Source organism: Vulcanisaeta distributa JCM 11216, assembly GCF_001315985.1.
GTDB lineage: Archaea > Thermoproteota > Thermoprotei > Thermoproteales > Thermocladiaceae > Vulcanisaeta > Vulcanisaeta distributa_E.
Map to the genome: position 1 here is coordinate 100222 of NZ_BBBI01000004.1, position 25227 is coordinate 125448.

31 protein-coding genes, 1 tRNA gene, 3 pseudogenes and 1 CRISPR repeat array are annotated in these 25227 nt (G+C 44.4%); of the genes and pseudogenes, 14 read left to right on the forward strand and 21 right to left on the reverse strand.

Annotation, left to right across the window (positions count from 1 at the left end):
- Position 1: 1 nt before the first annotated feature.
- The 3 genes and pseudogenes from JCM11216_RS04740 to JCM11216_RS16420 form a co-directional block, all read right to left on the reverse strand.
- On the reverse strand, positions 2 to 1081 hold the full coding sequence (locus JCM11216_RS04740) for an asparagine synthetase A (protein ID WP_243675198.1): 1080 nt from the start codon (positions 1079 to 1081) through the stop codon (positions 2 to 4).
- Between the two features lie 79 nt (positions 1082 to 1160).
- Positions 1161 to 2119: pseudogene (locus JCM11216_RS16415) on the reverse strand (hypothetical protein).
- A complete protein-coding gene (locus tag JCM11216_RS16420) occupies positions 2082 to 2660 on the reverse strand; it encodes an AAA family ATPase (protein WP_243675199.1) in 579 nt (192 codons plus the stop codon). The pseudogene JCM11216_RS16415 and the gene JCM11216_RS16420 overlap by 38 nt, the downstream one beginning before the upstream one ends.
- Before the next feature lie 95 nt (positions 2661 to 2755).
- Between JCM11216_RS16420 and JCM11216_RS16425 the strand changes: the two genes are divergently transcribed.
- Both JCM11216_RS16425 and JCM11216_RS04750 read left to right on the forward strand, forming a co-directional pair.
- On the forward strand, positions 2756 to 2962 hold the full coding sequence (locus JCM11216_RS16425) for a hypothetical protein (protein WP_243675200.1): 207 nt from the start codon (positions 2756 to 2758) through the stop codon (positions 2960 to 2962).
- A 64-nt stretch (positions 2963 to 3026) separates the two neighbouring features.
- On the forward strand, positions 3027 to 3356 hold the full coding sequence (locus JCM11216_RS04750) for a MarR family transcriptional regulator (RefSeq protein WP_054853459.1): 330 nt from the start codon (positions 3027 to 3029) through the stop codon (positions 3354 to 3356).
- On the opposite strand, the gene JCM11216_RS04755 is transcribed toward JCM11216_RS04750, so the two are convergent.
- Complete coding sequence (locus JCM11216_RS04755; protein ID WP_054853460.1) at positions 3306 to 3608, reverse strand: winged helix-turn-helix domain-containing protein; 303 nt, start codon at positions 3606 to 3608, stop codon at positions 3306 to 3308. The genes JCM11216_RS04750 and JCM11216_RS04755 overlap by 51 nt on opposite strands.
- Before the next feature lie 139 nt (positions 3609 to 3747).
- Positions 3748 to 4299, reverse strand: coding sequence for a DUF4382 domain-containing protein (locus JCM11216_RS04760; RefSeq protein ID WP_054853461.1), 552 nt, complete (start codon positions 4297 to 4299; stop codon positions 3748 to 3750).
- 121 nt (positions 4300 to 4420) lie between these two features.
- Here JCM11216_RS04760 and JCM11216_RS04765 point away from each other — a divergent pair, with 121 nt between their 5' ends.
- Complete coding sequence (locus tag JCM11216_RS04765; RefSeq protein ID WP_054853462.1) at positions 4421 to 5755, forward strand: APC family permease; 1335 nt, start codon at positions 4421 to 4423, stop codon at positions 5753 to 5755.
- Here the strand turns inward: JCM11216_RS04765 and JCM11216_RS04770 are convergent.
- Together JCM11216_RS04770 and JCM11216_RS04775 are read right to left on the reverse strand one after the other, a co-directional pair.
- Positions 5730 to 6356: an NAD-binding protein gene (locus JCM11216_RS04770; protein WP_243675201.1), complete on the reverse strand. Its 627-nt coding sequence runs from the start codon at positions 6354 to 6356 to the stop codon at positions 5730 to 5732. The genes JCM11216_RS04765 and JCM11216_RS04770 overlap by 26 nt on opposite strands.
- 60 nt (positions 6357 to 6416) lie before the next feature.
- Positions 6417 to 7393: pseudogene (locus JCM11216_RS04775) on the reverse strand (sugar kinase).
- Positions 7394 to 7489: 96 nt separating this feature from the next.
- On the opposite strand from JCM11216_RS04775, the gene JCM11216_RS16430 reads away from it, so the two are divergent.
- The 3 genes from JCM11216_RS16430 to JCM11216_RS16435 all read left to right on the forward strand — a co-directional run bounded on the left by JCM11216_RS16430 (position 7490) and on the right by JCM11216_RS16435 (position 8688).
- Positions 7490 to 7607, forward strand: a tRNA-Val gene (locus tag JCM11216_RS16430).
- 17 nt (positions 7608 to 7624) lie between these two features.
- Positions 7625 to 8521, forward strand: a complete 897-nt coding sequence (locus JCM11216_RS04780; protein ID WP_243675202.1) for an ion channel — start codon at positions 7625 to 7627, stop codon at positions 8519 to 8521.
- Positions 8521 to 8688: a TrkA C-terminal domain-containing protein gene (locus tag JCM11216_RS16435; RefSeq protein ID WP_243675203.1), complete on the forward strand. Its 168-nt coding sequence runs from the start codon at positions 8521 to 8523 to the stop codon at positions 8686 to 8688. The genes JCM11216_RS04780 and JCM11216_RS16435 overlap by 1 nt, the downstream gene beginning before the upstream one ends.
- Here JCM11216_RS16435 and JCM11216_RS04785 read toward each other — a convergent pair.
- From JCM11216_RS04785 to JCM11216_RS04800, 4 genes are read right to left on the reverse strand one after another with little or no spacing between them, the layout of a single operon-like run.
- On the reverse strand, positions 8655 to 9368 hold the full coding sequence (locus tag JCM11216_RS04785) for a uroporphyrinogen-III synthase (protein WP_243675204.1): 714 nt from the start codon (positions 9366 to 9368) through the stop codon (positions 8655 to 8657). The two genes, JCM11216_RS16435 and JCM11216_RS04785, sit on opposite strands and share 34 nt — an antisense overlap.
- Positions 9349 to 10332, reverse strand: coding sequence for a GDP-mannose 4,6-dehydratase (locus tag JCM11216_RS04790; RefSeq protein ID WP_054853527.1), 984 nt, complete (start codon positions 10330 to 10332; stop codon positions 9349 to 9351). The genes JCM11216_RS04785 and JCM11216_RS04790 overlap by 20 nt, the downstream gene beginning before the upstream one ends.
- Before the next feature lie 5 nt (positions 10333 to 10337).
- A complete protein-coding gene (locus JCM11216_RS04795; RefSeq protein ID WP_054853465.1) occupies positions 10338 to 10739 on the reverse strand; it encodes a hypothetical protein in 402 nt (133 codons plus the stop codon).
- Positions 10740 to 10751: 12 nt separating this feature from the next.
- A complete protein-coding gene (locus JCM11216_RS04800; protein WP_243675205.1) occupies positions 10752 to 11537 on the reverse strand; it encodes a hypothetical protein in 786 nt (261 codons plus the stop codon).
- Between the two features lie 62 nt (positions 11538 to 11599).
- Between JCM11216_RS04800 and JCM11216_RS04805 the strand changes: the two genes are divergently transcribed.
- The 6 genes from JCM11216_RS04805 to JCM11216_RS04825 all read left to right on the forward strand — a co-directional run bounded on the left by JCM11216_RS04805 (position 11600) and on the right by JCM11216_RS04825 (position 15151).
- Positions 11600 to 12172 (forward strand): hypothetical protein, encoded by a 573-nt coding sequence (locus tag JCM11216_RS04805; RefSeq protein WP_054853467.1) that lies wholly within the window; start codon positions 11600 to 11602, stop codon positions 12170 to 12172.
- A gap of 15 nt (positions 12173 to 12187) precedes the next feature.
- On the forward strand, positions 12188 to 13144 hold the full coding sequence (locus tag JCM11216_RS04810) for a cobalamin biosynthesis protein (RefSeq protein WP_054853468.1): 957 nt from the start codon (positions 12188 to 12190) through the stop codon (positions 13142 to 13144).
- Between the two features lie 151 nt (positions 13145 to 13295).
- Positions 13296 to 13808, forward strand: a complete 513-nt coding sequence (locus tag JCM11216_RS04815) for an Lrp/AsnC ligand binding domain-containing protein (protein ID WP_054853469.1) — start codon at positions 13296 to 13298, stop codon at positions 13806 to 13808.
- A 105-nt stretch (positions 13809 to 13913) separates the two neighbouring features.
- Positions 13914 to 14240: a DUF357 domain-containing protein gene (locus JCM11216_RS16440; protein WP_243675206.1), complete on the forward strand. Its 327-nt coding sequence runs from the start codon at positions 13914 to 13916 to the stop codon at positions 14238 to 14240.
- 86 nt (positions 14241 to 14326) lie between these two features.
- Positions 14327 to 14632: a hypothetical protein gene (locus JCM11216_RS16445; protein ID WP_243675207.1), complete on the forward strand. Its 306-nt coding sequence runs from the start codon at positions 14327 to 14329 to the stop codon at positions 14630 to 14632.
- 51 nt (positions 14633 to 14683) lie between these two features.
- A complete protein-coding gene (locus tag JCM11216_RS04825) occupies positions 14684 to 15151 on the forward strand; it encodes a hypothetical protein (RefSeq protein WP_054853470.1) in 468 nt (155 codons plus the stop codon).
- A 118-nt stretch (positions 15152 to 15269) separates the two neighbouring features.
- Here JCM11216_RS04825 and JCM11216_RS04830 read toward each other — a convergent pair whose 3' ends face one another.
- The 4 genes and pseudogenes from JCM11216_RS04830 to proS form a co-directional block, all read right to left on the reverse strand.
- A complete protein-coding gene (locus JCM11216_RS04830) occupies positions 15270 to 15485 on the reverse strand; it encodes a hypothetical protein (protein ID WP_243675208.1) in 216 nt (71 codons plus the stop codon).
- Positions 15473 to 15658 (reverse strand): hypothetical protein, encoded by a 186-nt coding sequence (locus tag JCM11216_RS04835; RefSeq protein WP_054853472.1) that lies wholly within the window; start codon positions 15656 to 15658, stop codon positions 15473 to 15475. The genes JCM11216_RS04830 and JCM11216_RS04835 overlap by 13 nt, the downstream gene beginning before the upstream one ends.
- An 11-nt stretch (positions 15659 to 15669) precedes the next feature.
- Positions 15670 to 16047, reverse strand: a complete 378-nt coding sequence (locus tag JCM11216_RS04840; RefSeq protein WP_054853473.1) for a hypothetical protein — start codon at positions 16045 to 16047, stop codon at positions 15670 to 15672.
- 41 nt (positions 16048 to 16088) lie between these two features.
- Positions 16089 to 17543: pseudogene (proS, locus tag JCM11216_RS04845) on the reverse strand (proline--tRNA ligase).
- Positions 17544 to 17659: 116 nt separating this feature from the next.
- Between proS and JCM11216_RS16450 the strand changes: the two are divergent.
- Complete coding sequence (locus JCM11216_RS16450) at positions 17660 to 17860, forward strand: 4Fe-4S binding protein (RefSeq protein WP_054857482.1); 201 nt, start codon at positions 17660 to 17662, stop codon at positions 17858 to 17860.
- Here JCM11216_RS16450 and JCM11216_RS04855 read toward each other — a convergent pair.
- Complete coding sequence (locus tag JCM11216_RS04855; RefSeq protein WP_054853475.1) at positions 17857 to 18564, reverse strand: hypothetical protein; 708 nt, start codon at positions 18562 to 18564, stop codon at positions 17857 to 17859. The genes JCM11216_RS16450 and JCM11216_RS04855 overlap by 4 nt on opposite strands.
- A 277-nt stretch (positions 18565 to 18841) precedes the next feature.
- On the opposite strand from JCM11216_RS04855, the gene JCM11216_RS04860 reads away from it, so the two are divergent.
- Positions 18842 to 19453 carry a serine/threonine protein kinase gene (locus JCM11216_RS04860; RefSeq protein ID WP_243675209.1) on the forward strand — a complete coding sequence of 204 codons (612 nt, stop codon included), beginning with the start codon at positions 18842 to 18844 and terminating at the stop codon, positions 19451 to 19453.
- 317 nt (positions 19454 to 19770) lie between these two features.
- Positions 19771 to 20706: direct repeats of the CRISPR family, unit length 25 nt; unit sequence GATAATCTCTAAAGAGAATAGAAGG.
- A gap of 1294 nt (positions 20707 to 22000) precedes the next feature.
- Here JCM11216_RS04860 and JCM11216_RS04865 read toward each other — a convergent pair.
- The 5 genes from JCM11216_RS04865 to JCM11216_RS04890 all read right to left on the reverse strand — a co-directional run bounded on the left by JCM11216_RS04865 (position 22001) and on the right by JCM11216_RS04890 (position 25140).
- Positions 22001 to 22900 carry a hypothetical protein gene (locus JCM11216_RS04865; protein ID WP_054853476.1) on the reverse strand — a complete coding sequence of 300 codons (900 nt, stop codon included), beginning with the start codon at positions 22898 to 22900 and terminating at the stop codon, positions 22001 to 22003.
- 461 nt (positions 22901 to 23361) lie between these two features.
- Entirely contained in the window at positions 23362 to 24084 is a 723-nt protein-coding gene (locus JCM11216_RS04875; protein ID WP_054853478.1) for a hypothetical protein, read from the reverse strand.
- Positions 24084 to 24572, reverse strand: coding sequence for a hypothetical protein (locus tag JCM11216_RS04880; protein ID WP_054853479.1), 489 nt, complete (start codon positions 24570 to 24572; stop codon positions 24084 to 24086). The genes JCM11216_RS04875 and JCM11216_RS04880 overlap by 1 nt, the downstream gene beginning before the upstream one ends.
- A gap of 1 nt (position 24573) precedes the next feature.
- The gene (locus JCM11216_RS04885; RefSeq protein WP_243675210.1) at positions 24574 to 24771 is read right to left on the reverse strand and encodes a hypothetical protein; all 198 of its coding nucleotides are present in this window, start codon (positions 24769 to 24771) and stop codon (positions 24574 to 24576) included.
- Positions 24772 to 24819: 48 nt separating this feature from the next.
- Complete coding sequence (locus JCM11216_RS04890) at positions 24820 to 25140, reverse strand: hypothetical protein (RefSeq protein ID WP_054853481.1); 321 nt, start codon at positions 25138 to 25140, stop codon at positions 24820 to 24822.
- Positions 25141 to 25227 lie beyond the last annotated feature (87 nt).

Sequence of the window (25227 nt, forward strand, 5' to 3'; positions counted from 1 at the left end):
TTCACGGCGCCGGCCCAATACCAGCAACCTTTGGGTAAGGCCTAGCCTCCCAAACAGCCCTCAAGCCGCATACATACCTTGTCAGTCTCTCCACGCCAATACCGAAGCCCGCGGTCTTCAGTGGGTATAATTCCCTAAGCATCTCCAGGTACCACCTATACTTATTTGGGTCCTCACCACCCTCCCTCATCCTGGCTATTATTCTCACTGGTTCGTACTCACGCTCAGCACCGCTAATGGCCTCACCAAAGCTCCGGGTATAGCATGTCGAAGTCCCTGAGTATGCCAGGCCTCTGTGGTCCTCCCTATCATAGAATCCCCCCCTGGCACCCTTTGGATAATCAATTATGAAAAGCGGGTTATCGTGATAAGCGGACAGGAGCTTCTCGCATTCCCATCTAATCTCGGTGTTTTGCGGGTTCTTACATCCAAGTTCATTAACGAGCTCCACAGCCTCCCTATGTGTATACCTCTTAAACGGCTTATTGAAGTCTGGGAGCTGCCTATTGAGCTTCGTCTCAAGTTCCTTACCGTAGTTATCCTTAACCCTCCTAATCACGTATATCATCATGTCCTCGGCAAGGTCGATTACCTGGTCGTAGGTGGCGCCGTAAACCTCAAGGTCAAGTTGGTAAAACTCAACAAGGTGCCTACCGGTGAAGACGCTATCATTCGGTTCAAACCTAATGTTTGGGCTTAGGAAGTAGATCTTGCCTAGTGACGCGGCCATGTACTGCTTATAGAGTATGGCACTTGACATAACCTTATACTCCATGCCGTAGAAATCCACGGTGGCTTGCTTCGCACCCCCCCTAATCCCTGGGTCAGTCACTGGGCCTATTATTGGTGCTAATACCTCGGTAAAGCCCCCCCTTGAGTTGAGGAAGTCCCTTAACGCGTCTATTATTTCGGCCTGGACCTTAAAGACGAGTTTATACTTATCCTCCCTAGCCCACCTCCATGAGTGAGCAAGCCATTCCTTAAGGAATTCCAGGTACTTGCTCTGGTCGGAAGCCATCTTCTCGAATTCTATTACTGCAGGGTGAAAGTACGGTTCTTTCCTCTCGGGCCACTTATCCATATGCTGATCCAGGGCTTAGGTAGCTTTTAAACATACCCCCCCAAAAAATAACAATAATTAACGAAAATATATTATCATATTATCCATCACTGATCATGAAATCAATATCTAATACGTTCTTTATTATCGAAGAAAAATTATCAATTTGTCTCAATAATAATTCAATGCTTGATAATCCACGTAAATCACGCCTAGGTAAACCAGCGACCTCCCTAGCCATGTTAAGTACAAAATTCCTAAAGTTAGGGTCACCCAATGAATCATGCAGTGTTACCCCCCCAATTACTAAATCCCTCTCTCTAAACACCCCCCCATCTGCTTGCTCCGTGGGTTTTCCATTCCTTTCCTTGATCATTATTAGTGGTTTCTCATCAACGTACTGAGGAACGCCTCTATGTATTTCGTAACCCCCCCTAATCTCAACGCCCTCTATTCCATCCCTCAATCCAATAGCCCTTGATAATGATACGACCTTATCAACACCATAGACAGTATTGACATTAATAAGACCAAGCCCATGATAATTACCTGGAACACCTGCCTCAAGGCCATACGGGTCACTTAATACCTTGCCCAATGCTTGAAAGCCGCCGCATATGCCCAATATAACAGTTGAGCCCTTAATCCTCATTAATGCCCTATCCAGCCCAACCCTCCTCATCCACTCAAGCTAGCGACCACGTTCTTAGAGCCGGGCAATATGACCAGGTGAGGTTCGCCTAATTCCCTAGGGCTTCTAACTATCCTAACGGTAATGTCATCCTCAAGAATTAACGGATAGATGTCGTTAAAGTTCGAGACGTATGGATAGGCTATTAATGCAATGTCTAGAGGTCCATTACCAATTGGTCTCAGGTCCATAGAGTCCTCAGGCCATAGCCACAAATCATCAACATAGGGTATAACACCAAGAACAGGTTTTCCCGTCTTTCTCTCAAGCCACTTTATGGCTGTGTTCAGCAATTTCTCATTACCTCTAAACTTATTGATGATGAAACCCTTAACTAACCTCCTCCACCTCGGCGGTAATGACCTCATTAAGCCAAGCCCCTGAATAAATGAGCCACCCCCTATCTATGTCAAGTACCACGAATACATTGGCCCCAAGCCACTCGGCGGGTCTGAAATTAGCCAAGTCCTTACCAGCTAAGTTAGGTTCATAGGCCGACCCGGCACCCTCGCCAATTATTACGTCATACTCCTCGGTTAACTTATGTATACTGGTCTTAATGGCATTTATTGCAAGTCTTCGGATAGCATTATTATCACTAAGGTACTCATTGAAGGATAATTGGGCCCTTGGCTTACCGAGAATTATATACTCAGCCTTGTCGTTTAACATGGGTTTTATTAAGACTGGGTTATGATAGATGCTGGGCATTAGGCCGGCCACGTAGGCCTGCATGGCCTGGGCCAGCGCTATCTCGCCACCCTCAATGGACGGGTAGCTATTGAGTGACATGTTCTGCGCCTTAAACGGTGATGCATGGAGGCCCTTGGTACTAAGGATCCTTAATAGTGCGCCTACGATCACTGTTTTTCCCGAATCACTCATTGTTGATGTTATGAAAACGTTCACTAAAATGTGGAATGGTGTTGAGCCAATAAATCTTACCCTGCATTAAGGAAGAAAATTTAAGTAGTTTCTATAGGGAAATACACTAAGTGATGTGTATGACTGAGTGGACCACCGTGAGAAATTACAAATTATGGACTGGTATTGCCCTCATGGCATTATCCGTATACCTAATCGTTAAGTTGTACGACACCCTCTTCCTAAGTCTTAGGGTGCCTATAATGGCTGTTGAGGTTGATGGCTCTATGAGGTTTATTGGGTCAATACACCCCCTTTGCAACCCCCCGTCCTGGCGTATGATATAGTATTAAGCATGGTCCTAACAGCCATACTATCATACTAGCCTCAGTACTTATTTACTCCTCATTAATGGGCAATAAGTATAGGAGTGCTGGTGGATGCCAGGACAATTTGGTAATGGGTAGTGATGGCCGTGGAGATGGTGTTAATGCGGTAAGTAGTATTGCCCTATCAACCCTAGAAAAGAGGGCTCTGCAAATAATACGTAGGAGGGGTGGTATGATGACACAGGCGGAGTTAGGGCGTGAATTAGGGCTTAGTAAGTATCAAGTGTCCAGGCTTGTGAAGAAGCTTGAGGCTAAGGGGGTTATTGAGAGGAGGAGGGCTGGCGTTACTAATGTTTTAATTCTACGTAATGGTTTTAACGCCCTGAACAAGTTCGGTAAGAATAAGGACTAGGTTATCCCTATTGCCCTGGGAATTAACCAGGGTTTCTGAGCCCTTATTAGTAAGGTAAACCCCCCCTGAGTACGGTTCCCACCTAATTAGCCCTAGTTTCTTCATTTCATTTAAGTAGCGTATTAGTCTGTCATAGGGCACACCAACCATCATCGCAAGCCTACTCAACCTGTTACAGCTACCATTTTTATCCAGAGAGAGAAGTATGTCCGCGTATATCTCAATCCTAGTCCTCGGTTTCTTCCTGTACATCAAGAGACATAGTCTCTGCAACAGTCTTTAACCATATCGTAAAGGCGCACAGGCAACTAAACGGCAACCTTATTGCAACCTTTAAAGAAGGTTGCAAAACATGGCAATTGTTTTAAATGATTTTGATATTAATAGGGACTTATGAGTGCTTCTTAATCGATGCATGAATTACCGGGATCACCACGCACTTACCATTGCCCGCAATGACAACGTTATTCACAGCGCCAAAGTCCACATTGACGTCATAGCTAGTGCCATTAACAATAATGGGGCTTGGTCCAAGGGGTATTTCGAATTTACCGCTCGGTAATGTGCAATTATATGTTTGCCCGTTGGCTACGGCCTGAACACCAGTAACGTATAATCGTATTATGTCGTATGTACCATTGGTTAGCGAGCACTGGGCAGCGAGTTGGCTGGTATTAACTAACTGTGCTAAGTCAAATGTTGTTTGCGTTAGGCTACAGGTTACCCAGGTATTATTGCCACCACCCTCCTTATGGAAAGCAATTTCGCTTATTGTTACGTATAGGTGGTCAACCTTAACAGGCTTGTCGGATAAGTAGATATATACCTGGCTTGTTGGGCCACTCGTTATACTAATTCCATGGCCACTAAGCACTAGGTAGGCAATAACCCCCCCTATCACTACTATAACTATTATTGCCCCCCCTATGACCCAACCCTTCATGAAATCACCAATAGGTTGCTTTGTTTTTATTACTTAAAAAATACGCTGGGAAAAATCGTGGAAAATCCGTGGAAAGTACCACTACTATTTTTAAATTGTTGAAACTGGCGGAGCCACCGTCATGAGGGAGAGAATTGCGTGGCTAAAGAGGGACCTAAGCACCCTAGAGTTACTGGCTCTCGGCTACTCAGATGTATCATCAACATACTACTTCACACTCGGCATAGTGGCACTGAACTCAGGCCCATTACTGCCAGTAACTATGCTCCTGGGGTCCCTATCCCTATGGCTCGTTGGGTTGGCCTATGCCGAATTTGGTAGTGCAATACCAAGGACAGGCGGCGCCTATTACTACGTCCACCGTGAACTGGGCGATACCTGGGGCTTTATTGCAGGTTGGTTACTGAGCTTCGACCAAATACTAATGATTGCCTATGGCGCCTTAGGTACAATTAATTACCTCAGTGCGATAATCCCCCTTGTCTCGCGATGGCCTATTAATTCTGTATTGTCAATACTAGTCATAGTAATGATCATGGTGATAAACATACTTGGGATAAAGGCCTCTGCACGCTTTAACCTAACCCTACTAACAATTGATTTGCTTGGAATAATGACATTATTGGTGCTAGGTTATTACCTGGTAATTAGTCGTGGGATTACTATGCCCAGGTTATCATTCAATTATGCTTATTTAATTCATGGGTTGACATACTCATTTAGGGGGGGTTACACGGGCATCGACGTGATTGCACAATCGACAGGGGGGGAGGCCATGACCCCCTACATATCAGTGCCAAGGGCGATAATTAGCGTCTCCGCGTTATCAACCGCCGTGGCATTACTAATATCACTATTAACAATACTATCAGGCGCATTAACGGCCGTCTCCAGCAATACTGGTGATCCCATAGGTGCCCTGGCCAGGTACTTACTCAATAATACGTATTTATCCGCCTATATCTCAATATCAATAGCAATAGTGCTCCTCATATCCGTCAATGCCGGCATTGTGGACTTCTCAAGGAGCATCTACGTAATGAGTGAAGACGGCTTGTTACCGGGCAGGTTAAGCAGTGTTCATGGTAGGTATAGAACACCCCATTTAGCAATAATAATCTCATCATTAGTAGCTATGCTATTCGTGATACCAGGCAGTGTTGAGCTTATCGCGGACTCCTACGCAATAGCCTCGACCATGGTGTACTTAATGACTATGATCGCACTAATAATATTCAGAAATAAGGAACCTCACTTAATGCGTTACTTCAGGATACCTGGCGTAGTCATAAGACGGTTGGAAATACCTATTGTGTCAATTATCGGTATCGCCATATACACATTCTCGATAATTCTCATAATTATAATTAAGTCGATATATGTGTTGGTGGTGCTGTCATGGTTATCCATAGGCATGTTACTGTACATGCTTAATAGATCTTCTCGACGCACTTGACCACGGAGTCCGACGCACCAACAATAAGTAATTTATCACCTGCCTCAATCCTAACCTCCTCATCACTAATTATCACATCCTCACCCCCCCTTATGATCAATGGTATCGCCACACCACACTTCCTAGCAATACCCCTGACCTCCTGGTTTATGTATGGTGACTCCGAACTAATCACGACGTAGTATGCCTGCACCTTATCATCGGAATAAAGCAATTGCTTAAACGGCAACCTTAGGTAATGCGCGATCTTCGATAGGATGGCGTCCACAATAGGTATTGCGTAGACGCCTAACTCAATGAATGAGTCAAGGTACTTCTCCTTATTACTAACCAGCGCTATTATTGTTGGTACACCCCCCCTCGACTTCGCAATCCTAGCAACCTCCAGGTTGGACTCATCATCCATGGATAGAACCACAACCTCGCTCTCATCGATACCGGCATTCCTGAGTATTGATTCATCCCTTGGATCACCAACATAGACATAGGCAGGGACGCCCCCCCTACCCAATTTCGCCTCATTTTCATTACCCGCTATCATACCCACATCATAGCCATTACCGACCAATAGCCTAGCAACTACGACACTTATCTCATTCACCCCCCCTATAATTAACGCCTTACGCACAAGCCTTAAGCAAGGCTGTATTTAAAAACCGATTTACCTAAGGTCAACCTGCCTACCATAACCCTCAAGAAACCTCCTCAGGTCATCCTCCCTAGGCAGGTTTTCCTCATCACCCCCCCTAACCATCACCACCATCGCAGCCGCTGCCGAAGCCCTCCTCATGGCGCTCTCCACATCGTGACCCCCCCTAAGTATTGATGCAAGGAAAACACCCGCATAGGCATCGCCAGCGCCAATCGGGTCCCTCACAGGAACCCTAAAGGCATTGACCTTAACGATCTTACCCTCCCAATACGCCACCGAGCCCTTAACGCCAAGCTTAAGCACGATCCTGTCAATGCCGAACCTCGAACGTAACTCCCTAAACACATCATCGATTGCAGACACGCCAAGTAATAGACTGGCCTCATCCTCGTCAAGGAACACAATATCCACGAAATTAAGCGCCTTTGAGAGCACGTTAATCGCGTCCTCCACCCGCACCCACAGCTTCCTCCTATAGTTAACATCAAATGACGTGGTGACGCCTTTACCACGGGCAATCTCCAAACCCCTAAATGCCGCTGACCTAGCTGTATCACTGATAGCCATGGTTATGCCCGTCGTATGAAAAACCCTGGCACTACCAACGTAGTCCGGGTCCACATCATCAGGCTTAGGGCTGAGGCTGCGGAACCCCCCCTCCTGTAATAGAGAACATCGCTGACGCCGGGTATTGGGTAATTCCTCTGGACGAAGTATATGCCCGTGGGTCTCTCAGTGTCGAACTTAACATGACTAACATCAACGCCCTCACCCCCCCTAAGCCAATTATAGATAAATAGGCCAAACTCATCAGCACCAAGCCTAGTTATTAATCCACAACTAACACCAAGCCTAACCAGGGCAACGCATACGTTGGCCTCGGTACCCGTTGCATGCTTCTCGAAGTAAGTAACGTGCCTAAGCGGTCCATCTGTAACGGCATTAAACTGAACCAAGGGCTCGCCCAAAGCCACAACCTCAGGCATTAAAGTGAGGTAATCACGGCATTTATTAAGGAATTGCTCTAACAAATTCAAGGAAGCTAAAACCTTAAAAACAACACAGTTAAGGAATCAACGGGGGGGCCCGTAGTCTAGCCTGGTAGGATGCCCAGGGGGCTGATGCCCCGTACAAGCCTGACGCGCGGGAGTCACGTCAACGTGCCCGAAATCCCGGGTTCAAGTCCCGGCGGGCCCACCACGGTATTGTGTGATTATTTGATTAGGTTTATTAAGGTCGTTGGTCCGGTCTTTCTAGCTATGGTCATACCCATCACTGTTCTAAGGATTTTGAAGAAGCTTCGTAGGGTTACTCGAAGCGTTGTGTTTTATTCGTTAATTCTATTCCTGGTTATTTTATTTGTTGGCGCTCTCGTAATGTACTTAATCGAGCACGGCAAGAACCCTGGGTTTAATAATTACTTTAATGCTGTTTGGTTTGTTATGGAGACCATAACGACCGTTGGTTATGGCGATGTCGTCCCTAATACATACCTTGGAAAGTTAGTGGATATGGTTATTATGCCTGTGGGTATTGCTACGATAAGTCTATTAACGGCTTCAATAGCCACGGAACTAACGAACATAGCGATAACGAGGGGTATGGGTCATCATGCAACCTCAAAGGGTAGGCATGTCGTTATTATTGGTGATGTTGATAGGTCGTTGAGGGTTATTAATGTTATTGAGGAATTAATGAACAGGAGGAGTGAGGTCGTTGATATTCTATATATAAGTAATGGCGATAGGCCGCCGTCATTACCTAGTGATGTTGAGTTTGTTCATGGTGATCCATTTAATACTAATGACTTATTGAGGGCTGGCGTAGATAGGGCTTTCACCGTGGTTATACTCCCATTTAATGATGTTGATGTCAAGACCGCGGATGCGAAGGTTATATTGTTAACCATGAGTGTCAGGAAGTTGAACCCCAACGCATACATAATTGCTGAGGTTCTTAATGAGACTGATAGGGACTATGCCCTGAGTGCCGGTGCTAATTCCGTGATATCCCTGGGCTCCTTCACGACTGTCATGATAGCCAATGAGGTCTTTGATCGTGGGTTATCCTCAGTATTAATGAACATAATTAATAGGGGGGGTAACCTGGCTTAATGGAGGCCAGTGAGTATGTTGGGAGGCGGTTCATGGAGGTCATGCAATTGGTTAAGTCTAGGTTGAATTACTTAGTCATTGGTGTGATCAGGGGTGGTGAGGTCATTCTTAACCCAGGTAATGATTTTGTGATTCAGCCAGGCGATTCATTACTCGTCATTAAGTGACCCACTAATAGCCTTAAAACACCATTTAGCGTGTACTCGCTTGGAGTTAGGGGGGGATTTATGCCATCACTCCTCATGTAGCTTTCCGTAACCCTACCAATGGCTATAACGGACTTACCCCTAAGCTTATCCCTGACGCAGTTTCTCACTGCCTCATAGGTCATTGGGCTCATGAAGACGACATAGTCAACATAATTAATGAGCCTGCACGTAATTTCAACACCCACGGGGGGGTTTGGCCCCCCCACATCGTAGAGCCCATACTCAATTACATCGTAATTTAGTTTCCTAAGTTCGTTAATGACATAATTATTACCCCCCCTCAGTGACCTTAATACCACGACCTTACCACGCGGTAAACTGCGCATCATATCTATTATACCGTAGCTCGAGAACTCCCTAGGCACTATGCATGCAACACCCAGTTTTTCCACCTCGTTACATGTTTGTGGACCAACACCGATTACCTTCACGTCATTATTTAACCGCCGTAGCTTTTCGCTAACGTACCTCACCACGGTGGTGCTCATTATAATCACGTAATTAACACCGTTAAGTGAGACCTTGCTAATCACGTCCTCATTGGGTACGATGTCAATGACTGGTACTTGAATTACGTCGACGCCATTAACGTGAATTGGCCTGATCTTTCCCGAGGCCCTAAGAATGAGCACCTTCATTACCAACACCAAGCTCCTCAGCTAGTGACTTGGCGGTGAGTTCAATAGCCTCCCTACTGCTCATGCTTGGTCTCCAGCCGACCTCCCTGACTATCTTATCGATTGATAATAACATCCGCTTAACATCGCCAGGCCAACCCCCCCTCCCATCGGGTGTTGCTGGTTTATAGTTGATCCTTGGGTTGAAGCCCGATGCCTTGATGACTATACTCACTATATCCCTAACACTTATTGAGTCCCAATTCCCAACATTGTACGTGTAAGCACCGCCGTTCTTCACGGCATATTCCCAAGCCTTTAATGTGGCGTCTATAGTATCGGTTATGTATAGGTATGATTTTTCCTGCGTGCCATCACCAAGGACCTCAAGCTCGCCTGGATTTTTCTTCAACTTCATTAGTAGGTCGTAGATTATGCCATGCCTAAGCCTAGGCCCAACAATGTTCGCGTACCTGAGGACCACGCAGTTAATTCCATAGAGCCTTGCGTAGGTTCCGCACATAATCTCGCCAGCCGCCTTGGCAGCACCGTAGACACTTATTGGTTGTATTGGGTGATCTTCAGGTGTTGGTATGATCTTGGCATCGCCATATACAGTACTTGATGATGCGTACACGATATTCTTAACCCCCCCGTACTTACGGGATAGCTCAAGCACGTTAAACGTAGTCACAACATTCTCGTCAAAGTGTGTCCTGGGTTCGGTTACTGATATCCTAACCTCTGGGTTAGCTGCTAGGTGAAACACCGTGTCAACGCCCCCCCTAAATGCCCCCCCGGGGTCGCTTAAGTTCTTTAGGTCATCCTTAATGAACTTAACCCTATCAATAACATTCCTAAGCCTACTTAACTCACCTGAACTTAGGTTATCAATAATAAGCACATCGAAACCCTCCTCCACAAGTCTCTCCGCTAGGAAAGAGCCTATGAAACCGGCACCACCCGTCACAAGTAACTTCGTTATGTTGATCACCTCATTAACGCGAGACTAATAAGGCCAATTATTAACCCAAGTATAAGCCCAACATTACCTAGGAAAATCTGTATTATGAATAGGACCAGTAAAGTCACCTTTACGGACTTACCTACCTCATGGGCTTTACCTTGCAATGTATTAACTACTATGTACATCATGATTAGCACTAGAATTATCGATACGGTACCCACTATCCCGAAAAGGCCAAGTTGGAAATCACCATTTAACTGGGATACGTATGTTGGAGGTAAAAGAGCCATCACGGGTTCTATGAAGCTCGGGTTTACGTAATACTCAAATTGAATGTAAATAGTTAGGCTCGCATTGATTAGGTACAGTAGTAGGCTTATCCCATATAAAATGTGCCATGCCTTAACTCCCTGCACCCTACTCATTAAGTGGTATCCCTATCCTTGGGTTATAAATATTGCAACAATAACCCCCCCAGCGAGAAAACTTATGAAGTGACCAAGCCTATTAATACCAATATTACCTATCACAAGCACGGGCGGTATTGGTATTAATAACCACAGCGTTTCATACGCCGTGTATAGCATTATTAGAAAATTGAAGGCATGCATAAGCCTAATTGGTCCCCTTACAATGTTTATTAATGACGCCATTAAAACAGCACCCAGTAACCCCCCCATGGTCATTGCTGATAATCCATAAGTCACAATAACCCTGTTGTATATTAGGGTTAGAATTACCGTAGAAAAACCAATACCAACCATACCAGTCAGAACACTGGTCAGTAGGTAATACTTCAATCTGAGCTCTAGCACGGCAATGGCGGTTATAAAAATAAAAATGGGCAATGTACCGACTAGATCCGCAACGCTATCGGGCAATAATGATACGAGTAAGTAAATAATAACGTAGAGAAAGCCCTTAACCATACTCTGCCTCATTTCCATAAATGCCTTATTCAAAACAAGACCAGGCCTTATCAGGAAAACTGACGCGTAGCTAATCAGTACTATTATTGCTACAACTACCACATAGGCGTAGCTAATGCCTAGTCCTCTACGTAACCTAGCCAACACGTAAATAAACAACATGGATAATATAAACTCCGGGAGTAGGGCGTAGTAACTTGGCACTAGCACTGCAATTAACGTGCTTAATGCCGCGATCATTAGTACGGCCGGATAATAGAGTACAAGTGTCGAGACCTTGATTCTCATTCTCATTCCTGGTTCATGAGGTATTAAGTTTTTAATATGCATTACATTAAGTGGGTTATCGACGCCATGTGAGGATTGTTATTGTGCTTCATGGATCGCGGGACCCCGGTTACATAAATAGTGTAAAGCATTTTGCAGATAGGGTCGGCATTGACTATGCATTTACCTCATTTTCTAAACCCTTAATAAATGAGGTGAGTGGTGATGTATACATACCATTGTTCATTGGTTATGGTAAGGATTATGACCTGGCAGTTACAATGACAAGTTTCGAGACACCACCACTACTTAGGTGGCCACGTGTGAGGGATTTTCTACTGAGCCTTGGACCTGGCTTATATGTGCTTCACGGTGATAATGATCCAAGGTTCCTCAATGATGTAAGTAGGCTGAATATCCGTGATATTGCCTTCCTCAAGATTGAGCCTACGATCAGGAATTACTTAATGCATCATTGCCCAGGTAAGGTAGTGCCTGTGGTTTTTACTGAGGGCGTGATTTATAGGGAAATTTTAACTACAGTAAGTGAGACTTGTCGAAAAGCTGAGGTGTTGAGACCTTTGTTTGAACTCGAGACATTTATAACGTATTTCAGAGATTTATTACCATGGCTCATACAAAACACAAGGCCAATAGGGTAGTTTTGTGAGGCAACCATGCTCGAGGTATTAATGCTATACTACGTTACGATACTAATGACCTCGGTAATACTTGATACCGTGCTCGGCGAGCCCAGGGGCATATTCATAAAAACACATCCCGTGGTTATTAGTGGCAATATTGCATTCAAATTATTTAAGCCAGGCAATAAGCTCTTTGGCGTATTCTTATGGTTTATTTCCGTTATCCCAACAATGATCATTTACTACTTAATACCGCGCATCTTAATAATGGTTAATGTCGTGGTGGGGATCATAGTTTATGCCTATATCCTGAAATTGACATTTTCCATAAAATTAATGAGAAATTATGCCAAGAGAATATTAAGGAATATTGAGGCAGGGAATCTAGATAAGGCCCGCATGCTGACCCAGGAAATAGTCAGGAGGAACGTATGGGATTTGGATACGCCCCCCCACCTAATATCCGCTGTTATTGAAAGTCTCGCTGAGTCCTTCGTCGATGGTATCCTCTCACCACTATTTTACTTCGCATTGCTTGGACTACCAGGAGCCTTGCTACAGAGGCTTTCCAATACCATGGACTCGGTGGTTGGTTATAAGGGGGGGTGGCCGTATGAGGATGTTGGTTGGTTTTCCGCCAGGGTTGATACAGTGCTGAACTATGTACCCGCAAGGCTGTCCTCAGCAATAATTGCGGTGGCATCCGCACTAATGGGGTTGAACTGGAGAAACAGTATCAAAGTGGCTATTCACGAACACGATAACGCGAAAAGTATTAATTCGGGTTGGCCCATGGCATCCTTTGCTGGTGCCCTGGAGATCATGCTAGAGAAGGTTGGCGTGTATAGAATTAATGGAGGCATAATGGTGCCTGACGCAGCTAAGTTAAGATTGGCAATTAAATTATTCGACTTCGCGGTTATTATCACGTTAATAATTATTTCAGCGTCTTTAATCCTTAGAGTGTTCTTTATACCATTATTTATTTAGTGGAGAATTTCAACATAATGGATAATTAAATTATTACCAGTATGTAATTAATAGCCTTTATTTTTTACGGCGGAGTGTGTGATAGGTCACATATAATATTTAGGAATAACCTTTTTATACTAGAGCTACATACTCATTTTGGTAGATTACTATGGCTTCCATAACCACATCAAGTGGAGAGACAACACCGGCCGAGATTGAGAGACAACTAACAGAAAGACAGCTGCAAGTGCTTCAATACCTGCTTAAAAAGGCCGTCCCACTTAAGGTATACACAGTATATGCTGACCAGGATGAACTGGCGAGGGAGCTGGGGGGGATGACTAGGCAGGCACTCAGTGTACACCTTAAGAAACTTAAGGACTTTGGGTTGATAAGGACTGGCCGTGAATTCGTTGACGTCACTGACAAGGCACTTAGGGTATTGAGGATGAGCTCCAATGAAGCGATAATACTCGTTAAGGTCCAGCCTCGATATAGGACAATAATTTACGAAAAGATTAAGGAGTTACCCATCGAGAAGGCCTACAGGGTTTCAGGCGATTATGACTTAATACTAATAACCAGGGAGGTCAACGTTAACGATATACTACGTGTACTCAGTATGATGGAGGGTATTGAGGATACAAAGACCTTCATATCCCTGGAAACACTCAGAGAATAATGGCATCACTTAATCACATACTGATTAAACATTACGGCGGTAATCTCCTTATCATTACGCTGGAAGGTTTATTAACCATATAGGGATTAGGCATTACGTAATACCATGGAGGCCGTCAATCCTGAAATAAGGATTGATGCATACATAAGGAATGTGGCCAACGCACTTGATCAAATAGAAAGGGAGGGCATTAAGAATGAAGTAATCGAGATAGCCAGGGCATACCTAAAGGACTCAATCTATTACTTATCAAGGGGGGGTGACCAATTTACCGCACTGGCGGCAATAGCCTACGCCGAGGGCTTACTCGATGCATTGAGGCTCCTTGGAATGGCCCATTTTAATTGGAGTAGGACCGATGACCTGATCAAGAGGGCTCAGAATAAGGTGTTCGTGGCAGGCACGTTTGAGATAATACACCCAGGCACATAGCCTACCTAAGGCATGCCTGGACCCTCGGCCGTGTCGTCGCGGTTATTGCCCGTGACTCCACGGTTAAGAAGATCAAGGGTAGGGACGTGGTCATACCTGAAAACCAGAGGTTGGAGGTTGTTAGTAATATTGTTTATGTTCATAAGGCCAGGCTTGGCTATGAGGGTGACATGTTTAGGGTTGTTGAGGAGGAGAGGCCAAACATAATACTGCTCGGGCCTAATCAGCCGTTTAATGAGGATTCATTAAGGGAGGAATTAAAAAAGAGGGGGGGTTTGGGTAATATCGAGGTCCTTAGGTTCAATGATTACGTGGACTGCCCACTTTGTAGTACGACAAAGATACTCAAGGCCGTAAGTAATAAGTTCGGTCAAGGCAGTTCATTACCCTAATCACTATAGCCCAATGCAAATTATTTAAAGGACTTATTTAATGACCCTCACATGGGTGAGCCAATACTTAGGATTAAATCCGCACCCCCCCTTAGCATTACCGGCTTCATGGCGGTCCTATTCATCATAGTCCTATTTTGGGTTTTATTTGATGTTATGACCTTTATGTTAATACCAAGAACCCTATTAAGCATGATGCTGAGCCAGGTTACCTGGCTAATAATTATTTTCATACTTCAATTGTTCTTCCTAGTAATATTCGTGGGTAGTCTACGTAGAACGATGAAGTTAATTAAATGGCGTAGATCCCTAATTACAGAGCTCACGATATATGACGACTACGTATCATTCCTCACATATGATGGTGACGAGCATAAAATGAGTGTTGAGGACTTTAATCCGTGCATTATTGAGTATATACCGCCTACACAATCATCACCTTCTCCACCACCGCCAATACCACCTCCACCCCCCCCAACCTTTATGCCGCCCACCTACGGCCCCCCGGTGGATTTGTGATTAGGATTAACTATGGCGTTAAGGAATACTTCTTATTCATAATGACGTACCAATACCCCCCCGAAATAAATAACGCTTTAAGGAGGATTAAAAAGCCACTAGATTGGTGCGGTGATTCCTAAGGTCCTAGTGGATCATGGAACAAGCCCCCCCTCGTTATTTGTGAGAATTCGTTCTGATTAAACGTGAATGAGTAGTTAATTAGTGTCATATTTATGTTCATGAGTACATTACTAACCATACCCTGGCGCGCTGGGTATATGTACATCGTTATGTTCGTTGGTACGCCATTACTTAATAGGCATATCTCCGTCACATTAATCACCATAGGCACTCCCTGTAGCTCACCCTGGTTTGCTTTAATGACATTGACGCCGTGAAACAGTACGTGGTCTTACCATTCCAGCTACCCTCCCCCCCTATGTACTTGCTTTCATTTAGGGTGAGTACTACGTACTTAGTGAGATTTATGTAAGGTACACAATGAGCCTCTGTTTGTTGACCCATGAAATTAAATGCTATTGCGTAGCAATACTCATTGCCATACCTCCAAAGCGCCAGGCCAAAGTTAATACCGACCCTATATAGTGCCTAATTGCCAATGTGCCGTTTATCACCATCGCATCATCTACCGGTGTTCTAGAAATCGTAATAATGCCCATCAACGGTCCTGGCGGAAATGGAACATTAGGTACACCCTGAACTATATTATTTATCATAAATGTTGAACCAATCACGAAGTCATAAGTCACCGTGACATTCCTCGAAAGCAACCTCTTAGCATTTAGGAGAGCTGATTGGGGCCCCCCCTCATTCATTGATATGGCGAGGTACGCAACGGCACCGGCAACCACCACTACCACTAGTATTACCGCAATTAGTAATGAGGTCTTCATCAAAACAACCAAGCATGTCAAGTTATTATAAGGTTTTTGACTCAATACCTCCTCGCAACCCTTAACCAGTAACTCGCCTGCTTATCACTGCATGCCAGGTCTTTTAAGCCGCCAATGTCCTTACTCGCATCCTCATCCATAGGCACGCCCAATGCATCGGCATCGAGCAATTGCTGTATCCTCATTCCGCAATCATTATCGCCACTCCAGGGAACCTCAACGACACCGCCACTGTCAAGATGCTTCCTGGCCTCGTCCACCGTAGTTACCTTAGCCGTCATGGACCTCAGGAACTCCCATGCCATATTCCTCATGTTATCATTTATTGCATTAAGCAATTCCCTAACTGTGTCGGCAATTCCCTCACGCGGCGCAACGTACTTCTCCATGGTATCCCTCCTGGCCAGGACAACCTGCCTACTCTCAACATCCTTAGGGCCAACCTCTATCCTGAGTGGCGCACCCATCATCTCCCAATAATTATACTTCCAACCAGGCGTCCTATCGGTCCTATCATCAACCCTAACCCTAACACCAGCGTTGGTTAGCTCCTCCGTTATTGACCTAACCTCCCTCATTATCGCCTCCTCCGTGCCCTTATACATTATTGGAACTATCACGACCTGTATCGGCGCCACGTTGGGCGGTAATGCCAGGCCCTTATCATCACCGTGTATCGCAATCATCGCCGCAATAACCCTCTCTGAAATACCATAACTCGTGGTATGCACGTACTCCCAATCACCATTCGGCGTTAAGTACTTAACATCGAAGACCCTTGAGAAGTTCGTGCCCAGGTAATGAACGGTACCAATCTGCATTGTTTTTCCATCGGGCATTACCGTGTCAAAGGCTATCGTGTACACGGCACCCGCGAACTTATCCCACTCAGGCCTTTGACTGATTAGGTAGGGTACTCCCAAGTAATCAAATATCTTCTTGTAAATTTCCACGGCCTCCCTAACCTGCCTCTCCGCATCCTCCCTATCCGCATGTGCCGTATGGGCCTCCTTAAACATCGATATCTCCCTAAGCCTGATCATGGGCTCGTGGCCTTAGTCTCAGCCCTAAACACACTAACTATTTGGTAAACCCTAAATGGCAGGTCTGTGTGGTCCTTAATCCACAGCTTGAACATGGGCATCATCGCCGTTTCGCTGGTAGGCCTTAACACAAGCCTCTCCTCACCAGTACCACCCTTACTTACCCAGAAGACCTCATTCTCAAACCCCCCTAATGTGCTCGCTCTCCTTCGAGAAGAATTCATAGGGTATGAAAACGGGGGGGAACAGCACCTCCTGATGCCCTGTCTCATCATGAACAAACCTGACGTATGACTCAACGAGTCTCCTAATCTTCACACCATACGGTCTCCAGACATACGCGCCCTTCACTGGGTACCTATAGTCATAAACCTCCGTCTCCATTATAACCCAGTTGAACCAGTCAGTGAAGTTCCTCCACTTCTCCCTAGGTCTCTTCTCCCCCAGCTTGATGAGTTGTAGCTTGGCAATAAAGATCACCTCGCCGATTGAGTAAGTGAGGTCTTAAAAGCATTGTGCCCCTGAAACTGGGCAGTAACTATTTAAGCAATGCGTAATTGTCCTCACTAATGAATTTTAGACTAAGGATTGAAGTACTGAGTAATTGCATTGGATGTGGGATATGCTGGACCGTGTGCCCAAAGGGTGTATTAACAGGCAGGTTAAGGGATAAGGCACGGGTACTGAATGACTCACTATGCTCAGGGTGTTTCTCCTGCCAAAGTAACTGCCCATACTCGGCAATCAGGGTTATACCCACGCAGTACTAAGTAATTATTGGTAATCCTGCCGACCTAACGAAGCTCATGTATTCACGGTTATTGATCAACCGTAAAAACGCCTCCGTTAAATCCCTACTCACAACCACGTAATCCCCCCCTATGTAACTAATGGCATAATTAACGGCCCCCCCTGCCAGGTAATCAATGCTTAATTTACCACTTGTTATAAGCGCCACCAGATCAATGGGCGTCGGTATCAACGGCCCTAGCAAAATAACATTACTAACCCTGGTATAATTCTCTATGAAATACGCATAATCATCGATCACAACAACAGGCCGATCCGGCGGTACCAAGGAAATCATATTCCTTCTAAAAAGCCTTAACCACTCGTCATAATCAACCCTACCACTAAGCCTAAACCTAATTACCAACCTAGCAATCTCAACGCCTAAATCCACAAATCTCCTAAGCCTATCAATACTATCATAGCAATCAAGGGTAGTTAAAGGCTCGATAACCATGATATCCCTAAGGAATGCCGGCACCCAACCCCCCCAGAGCCTAACGAATGAATTCCCAAGTCCCGTAAGGAGCCCAAAGGACTCGCCTGGATTCATAATAGCCAATCTGCAGAATTCCTTGGGCAATGGTAATGCCAATGCCTTATATCGCTTAGCAGTCATCAATAGTATATTCCTTAGTATGGGCATTGATGCTTCAATCCTCGGTACGTAAAGCACCAAGTCCACAATGTCCTATAATGATGCCCATATTAAAGATGGGCTTCATCAGTAAAACCCGAGTTCCTCATCACCATTAAACCTCAGAGGCCTGTCTTCCTCATCAATTAGTTTACTTAATATTAATGCCATTAATTAAGTTACTTCAATGGCTAATTACGAGGTATTCACTGGGATATGTGAACGCATTAACTGCCCGAGGGGGCTACGTAGATCTTGTACTCGGGGGGGAACTATCGAGACTAGGCGTGGCTGAAGTCCTTAGTGATGGGGGGCTGTCGAGTTCATGGGCTTTAGGCTACTGGGTAAGGGCCAGAATAGTCTCGTATTTAAATGCCGAATTAATAATAATTATTATGCCTGCAAGGTTAGGCGCTTTGATTCACCCAGGCCAAACCTGCTAAATGAGGGCTATTACCTAAGGCTTGCGAATTCCGTAGGTGTTGGGCCAAGGCTATTCGGGTACACAGACAACGTACTAGTTATAGAGTTGATAAATGGCATACCCATACAGAAGTACATAACCACCGCGGGCCCGGCGGAAATAAGGGCCATCCTCACAGACCTCCTTTGGCAATGCCGTAGGTTAGATTCCATAGGCCTGGCGCATAATGAATTAAGTAGGCCGCAGGACCACATAATCATTAGCAGCAACAAGGCTTTTATAATCGATTTCGAAAGCGCCAGCCTAAACAGTAGGGTTAGTAATGTAGCCCAATTACTAAACGCCCTAATAATGGGCAAGGGATTCATCCAACACCACGTTAAATTAGCCATAGGAACAAGCATAAACCTCGAAGAACTACGAAATACAATCAAGAGATACAAATCCACGAGAAACGATACAGACTTCATGCAGATACTCAGGATACTAAACCTCCTAAACAACCACAAGTAATTCACAGCACAACAAATAAACCCAGAGAACCAGACTACGAAAAATCTACATAAATGAAAACCCCTAAAACGTAGGAACACCCGCGTTTATGTGGGATTGATTGTGGTGTGGGAGGTGGTTATTGGTGGTGTGGTTGGGTCGTGGGAACAGGTATGTTCATGTGGGATTGATTGTAATTGTTAGAACGTGAATTACCGTCGTTGGGCAGTTCGTGGGAACAAGCACGCACCATGGATGTCCGTGGGCATACCTCTTCCAATGATGGGCAAACCCATGCGAAGAAAGGCTTATAAGAAAGCTTATAAAGTAACGTCTCAGATAATCTCTAAAGAGAATAGAAGGAAGTCCGTGGGAGATAATAAAGCATGTATTAGGTGATGTTGGTTTTGATAATCTCTAAAGAGAATAGAAGGTAGAGGCAGTCACCACAGCCGATGTCCAGGACCCTGACGCCCCTCCGATAATCTCTAAAGAGAATAGAAGGGCGGCTCTTTCGTTGCTTGGGGGGGCGGGCGGTGGCGTACTCAAGATAATCTCTAAAGAGAATAGAAGGACGTATCCGTCAATGTAACCATCGTTGATAGTGATGCCGATGCGGATAATCTCTAAAGAGAATAGAAGGCGTGCTTAACCCACGTTGGTTACCACTAGAATTCTATCGATTAAATGATAATCTCTAAAGAGAATAGAAGGCCTTTACATACTACTAGTGTGTAAGTCGTATTCACTAACATTAGTGATAATCTCTAAAGAGAATAGAAGGAGCTACAAAAACCATGGCTCCTGTATCCAAGAGAGAAAGAATGTGATAATCTCTAAAGAGAATAGAAGGTCTTAAGAATGATTTAGCGGATGAAGAAGATGTTTTGTTATTTGTGGATAATCTCTAAAGAGAATAGAAGGTGGGTAGTAATTCTCCATCTTATCCCTCCCAATAACAAACCCAAGATAATCTCTAAAGAGAATAGAAGGATTATTACTGTTATGGTACTAAGGATTGTAATGTAAACCCATGCTGATAATCTCTAAAGAGAATAGAAGGCTACGCCATTAACGTTTACGAACCCATTCGCAGGACTACGATAATCTCTAAAGAGAATAGAAGGTGGAGGAAGTAAGGAAGATCCTACAAGGGTGATGGCGCATGCCCGAGATAATCTCTAAAGAGAATAGAAGGTCTCAAAACCATTCTCAGTCCTACGACTCAACGAAAACCTAAGCTTACCATGATATTCTCTAAAGAGAATAGAAGGCTAACACTCGCACTTGCATAGGCACCCTCATTCATTGGATTATTAGTACTCAAGTAACCACTATACTGAATACTCAATGTGCCAGGCTGGACAAGGGCACCACAGTAGGGCATTGAGCCCTCCCCCCCCATTTGCGGATTAAGCAGTGTACCCACCTCAATTAAGTAAGTAGTGTACTCAGTGCCTGATGGAGCAGTGTCATTACCACTAATTGTGTTAGGCCCAGGATTATTACATGTAATTTTATGATAACATGATGTAAAGCATTTATAAGACCCAGTAGTAGCATTCACAACATAGCATGTTTGAGTACATGTTTCAGTGTATGTATAGCAAGCACTTACACTGCCAGTGTGGGTACTGCTACTACTCCAACTCCACTGAGTATAGAATACATTACTTGGTAAAATATTCATAAAGTCTGGACAAGTATTAGGTAATATTGATGATGAAGAAGTACACTGGTAAATAGCAGTCTCATTACCAGGTTTTGTGACATTGAATGTAATATTAGTACTCCCAGAGCTTGCTAAACCACTCCAATCAGCAAAGGTACAAGTGTACTGCCCACAAGTCACTGACTGGGGGGCTTGTAGTGTTACATTACTACCAATGGGAATGGTTAAATTAAATGGGGCATAATTTGTACCATTAGCTACTGTATATGTACCATTAATAACATCATAACTAATTGGCACGCAATTATTCAAATAACCAATGCTTGAACCATATGCCTGAATAGTAAGGTTTGCAGTATTACATACAATAGTCTCATTGAAGAGGCCCTCAACAATCACAGTATATGTGGAACTCCCTGTGGTCTTTAGTACTGTTATTGACCCACCATTATGGTTTAATATATTAAACTGCCCATTGACAATAAATGTTAATGGACTACCACTTGGTGTGTAGGCAACCTCAACACCCTGTGTGGTAATATTAACACCCACTGGGTAGTACTTGGCAACACAAGTGCTATTGTATGGGGCAGTCACGTTTTGGAATTGGAATTGGATAATGTCCTGAACAGTGAGTGGGAATTCCTGAGGCAGTGAGTAGGTACCCTCATAAAGAATTGAACCACTACTACCATTTACAATCTGAACATTCACCTTCCCAACCATGGTACCAGTACTTGGGTTAGTCTGGTTGCTGGTGAACTTAATCAAACCACCAATACAATTATAATTCAACTTAATGACAGTATCACTGGTTATCTGGTCAGTGACTGTAACAGTATTACCACTGATGGTGTATGAGGCACCTCCAGTGGCCCCCCCATTAAATGTGCAGTTCATTCCCTCCCAAAGGATGTAGGAGGGTGCTTTGACCTGCACAGTGCTGTATGGTGCAACGTAGGCAATGCCAAAGGCTGGTCATTCTGGTCAAGCCAAGCCACTTGGCTAACAACCTGCCCATTACTAACAACAGTGCCTCTAGCAAAGTTAGAATAGAATGGTAGTGACTTCCACTGGCTTGGGACTTTATTTAAGCTAATGCTTATTGTTGGGTTCCAGTACTGGACTGGGATTGAGGTTGACTGCCCATTGGGCAGGGTAGTGACTGCCTGGACAATGACAAAGTCAGTGGCATACACTGTTGCTGACCATGAAAATGATACATTATAACTTACCCAATTGAACTTACCAAGTGATTGTAATAAATCTATTGATCCTTGAGAAAATGAAAATAATGATGCTTGCTGAATTGGCTGGTTTGCAATGTAATTTTCAGAACGCCCAATACTGTCCCCCCCAGTTGCTGCATTCAAAGAGTACCCATCAATTGTTACATTTAATGCAGCGTCAGCAACCTCCCTATAAGCACGTTGTGCAAATACATATATATTTACAAAATGATTAGAAGTAGACAAACTAGCAACAGGATTTAATGGGTAATCACTGTAAAAGTAATAACCAAACGCTCTAGTAAGGAAATAGTCATATGTTACTACATGCTCAGTAGCATATAAGGCAAGACTAGCTGGTGTTAAGTAAAAAGTACCAGTACCTAATAAGTAATTAATTAAATAAGCAGAACTTTGGAACATTCCGTAATACATAAGCCCACTTGAGGAATAAGGCACTGGTTCTGGAGATTTTCCCTCTCCATTCTGGTTATTTGGATAACTACTCCCGCCTGCTGGGTAGAATACATTAACAACAGGTAGTGATGAAGGCCCTATCACAATCAATGGGTAAAAAGTACTTCCACAATCTCCGCTTGAAAATAAATCTGACTTGATGTTATTTGATTACCAGTGTATGTTAGGCAAACCCATGTATCATACGTATAAATTGCAGATATGTAATCCCAATTATGCCTGGCATAAGTATTTAGTGAGTAGGACATCCACACAAGCCTATAGGCATATTGGCTTGGAATGGTAATATTCCAACCCTGAAACTGTGGTTGTAAGTTTATTTGCTGGTAAAAATCAACCCACTGAATAATCATCGCATGGGTTGGCACTGCAGTAATTACCATAATGAGTAGTAGGCCTAGCAATCCAAGGGCCAGTAGGGGGGCAGTGAAAGCCTCATGTTAGTGAAGCCTTTTTTAAAGAACAGGACTAATTAGCATTCAAGGAATGAGAAAGAGAAAGAACAAGAATTTGGGGGGGATTTTATAGGATTTTAATAATTAAGGCTTGAATCATGGAGTGAAGGTGCAGACTCCTGCAGTGTATTCTGGAGCATACACTACAATGTAATCAACATTCAAGTTAGTATAAGCCTGGATTGAAATTGGGTTTGGAATACCAGTGAGTATGTAATACCCAGCCACATTCCTAAGTATTGAAGCCCAGCAGTTGGATGTTCCCTCATAACTACCACCTGGCAATGTAATGTTTATTGTAGTGCCAAATGGTATGTTATTAAAGACTAGTGTGGCATTATTCCCATTGATCATTACTTGACTTGGGGGGGTTGGTGTTATGTTCATTGCCTTGAGGGTCTCCTCAACCATTGCCCCCCCTGTGAATGGGGAAGTAACATTGTATAATTCCCAACTCCAACCAGTGTATGGATTAGTCCAATTATAGAATGACAGTGTTACCACTACCTGTGTTGTATTTGTTGGTGGTGTTCCAATGTCCGCACTGGTGACTTCATTGAATAATTCCCCAGCATTATACTGCCTAATAGCCCAGGCCACGAACTCCTCATAGGCTGCTGACTGCTTGAAGTCAACCCACTGGCTCATTGCCCAATCATACATTGCTGTGCCAGGCTCATAGAGTTGGAATACTACTTTACCACCCTCCCATGCATTTGAAAATGCAATCCAGTCATACGTGGTGTTCACTAGTGATGGGCCATTTATCTCAGTCCCATTTGGAAGCCTAACTGGAATACCTGGTGGGGGCACCCTCATTAAATGCCAGCAGTTATTAACAGTCTCTGGTGGTGGGGGGGTACTAGGTAGAGCATCATTTGCTGGGGGGTCTCAACAGCAGCAATACTGCTTGGGATTAATGATAAACTCAGGTCAAACTTATAAACACCATACCCCTCATACACTAATTCATTATCATGATAAATCATTAGGAAGAAGTCATAGTACTTCCAATCTGGCTGATGAATAATCCTCAGTGGGAGTACTACAATAGTCCAATTACCCATGCACTCAGGCATTGGGTAATTGCTTAATGGCACTAAAGCCTCCTTAGTTGGTGTTGGCATTCCCATACTCACAACACCACTAACAAAACTAGTAGTCACACCAGTGTTGAGTAGGGTAGTGTTTTGGATGAATTGGAGTACAATCAAGTCACTGTCTGGGAAGGTTGTGGTATTCAAGAGTGGGGGGGTATATGTTAAAGTCCAATAAAAGACATAAGTAGTATCATTCCTAACTGGCATGTTAATAGCCCCCAAGGTTAGTGACAATAATAGTATTACCCTTGACACTATACCCATTTGGGGGGGTAGTACTAGTATAGATAATCCCAAGGAGTTGGTAGATTAGGCCAGGCATGAGGATCCAAACCACCAAGCCCAGTAGGGCAATGATGCCAAGGGCAATACCCAACCTCCTCCCCCCCCAACCCATACTAAACACCCTGTTTTTAACCTGCAGTGGCAGGGTTTAAATAACTACTCCCCCCCATCAAAAACCATTACCAATACTCCCTAACAATCTAGGGGTGGGGGCATCATGAGTACCACATGCCTCCCTCACATGCCTACAGGACAGGGGGGGTAGATTACCCCCCCTGCTAACCCAGTGGTTCCAGGCATGCATTATCTGGTACATTGTAATCCTCTCCCTATAGTCCCTTGCATACTTCCTGAATAACTCATTCAATTCCTGAACAACCTCCATCAAAGCCCTCCTCTTATTCACAACCTCAATCCAAAGAACCCAAGTAACAACAGCCCTCCTACCCTCATGACACAATTCACCAGTACTCCTCAAGTAATCAATCAACTCCTGAACCAAGCAGGGAGTGCAAGGACTGGAGAAGCCCTCCCCCCAGCCTTCCTAGCCCTCCTAGCCCTAGCCATCCTCGCAAGC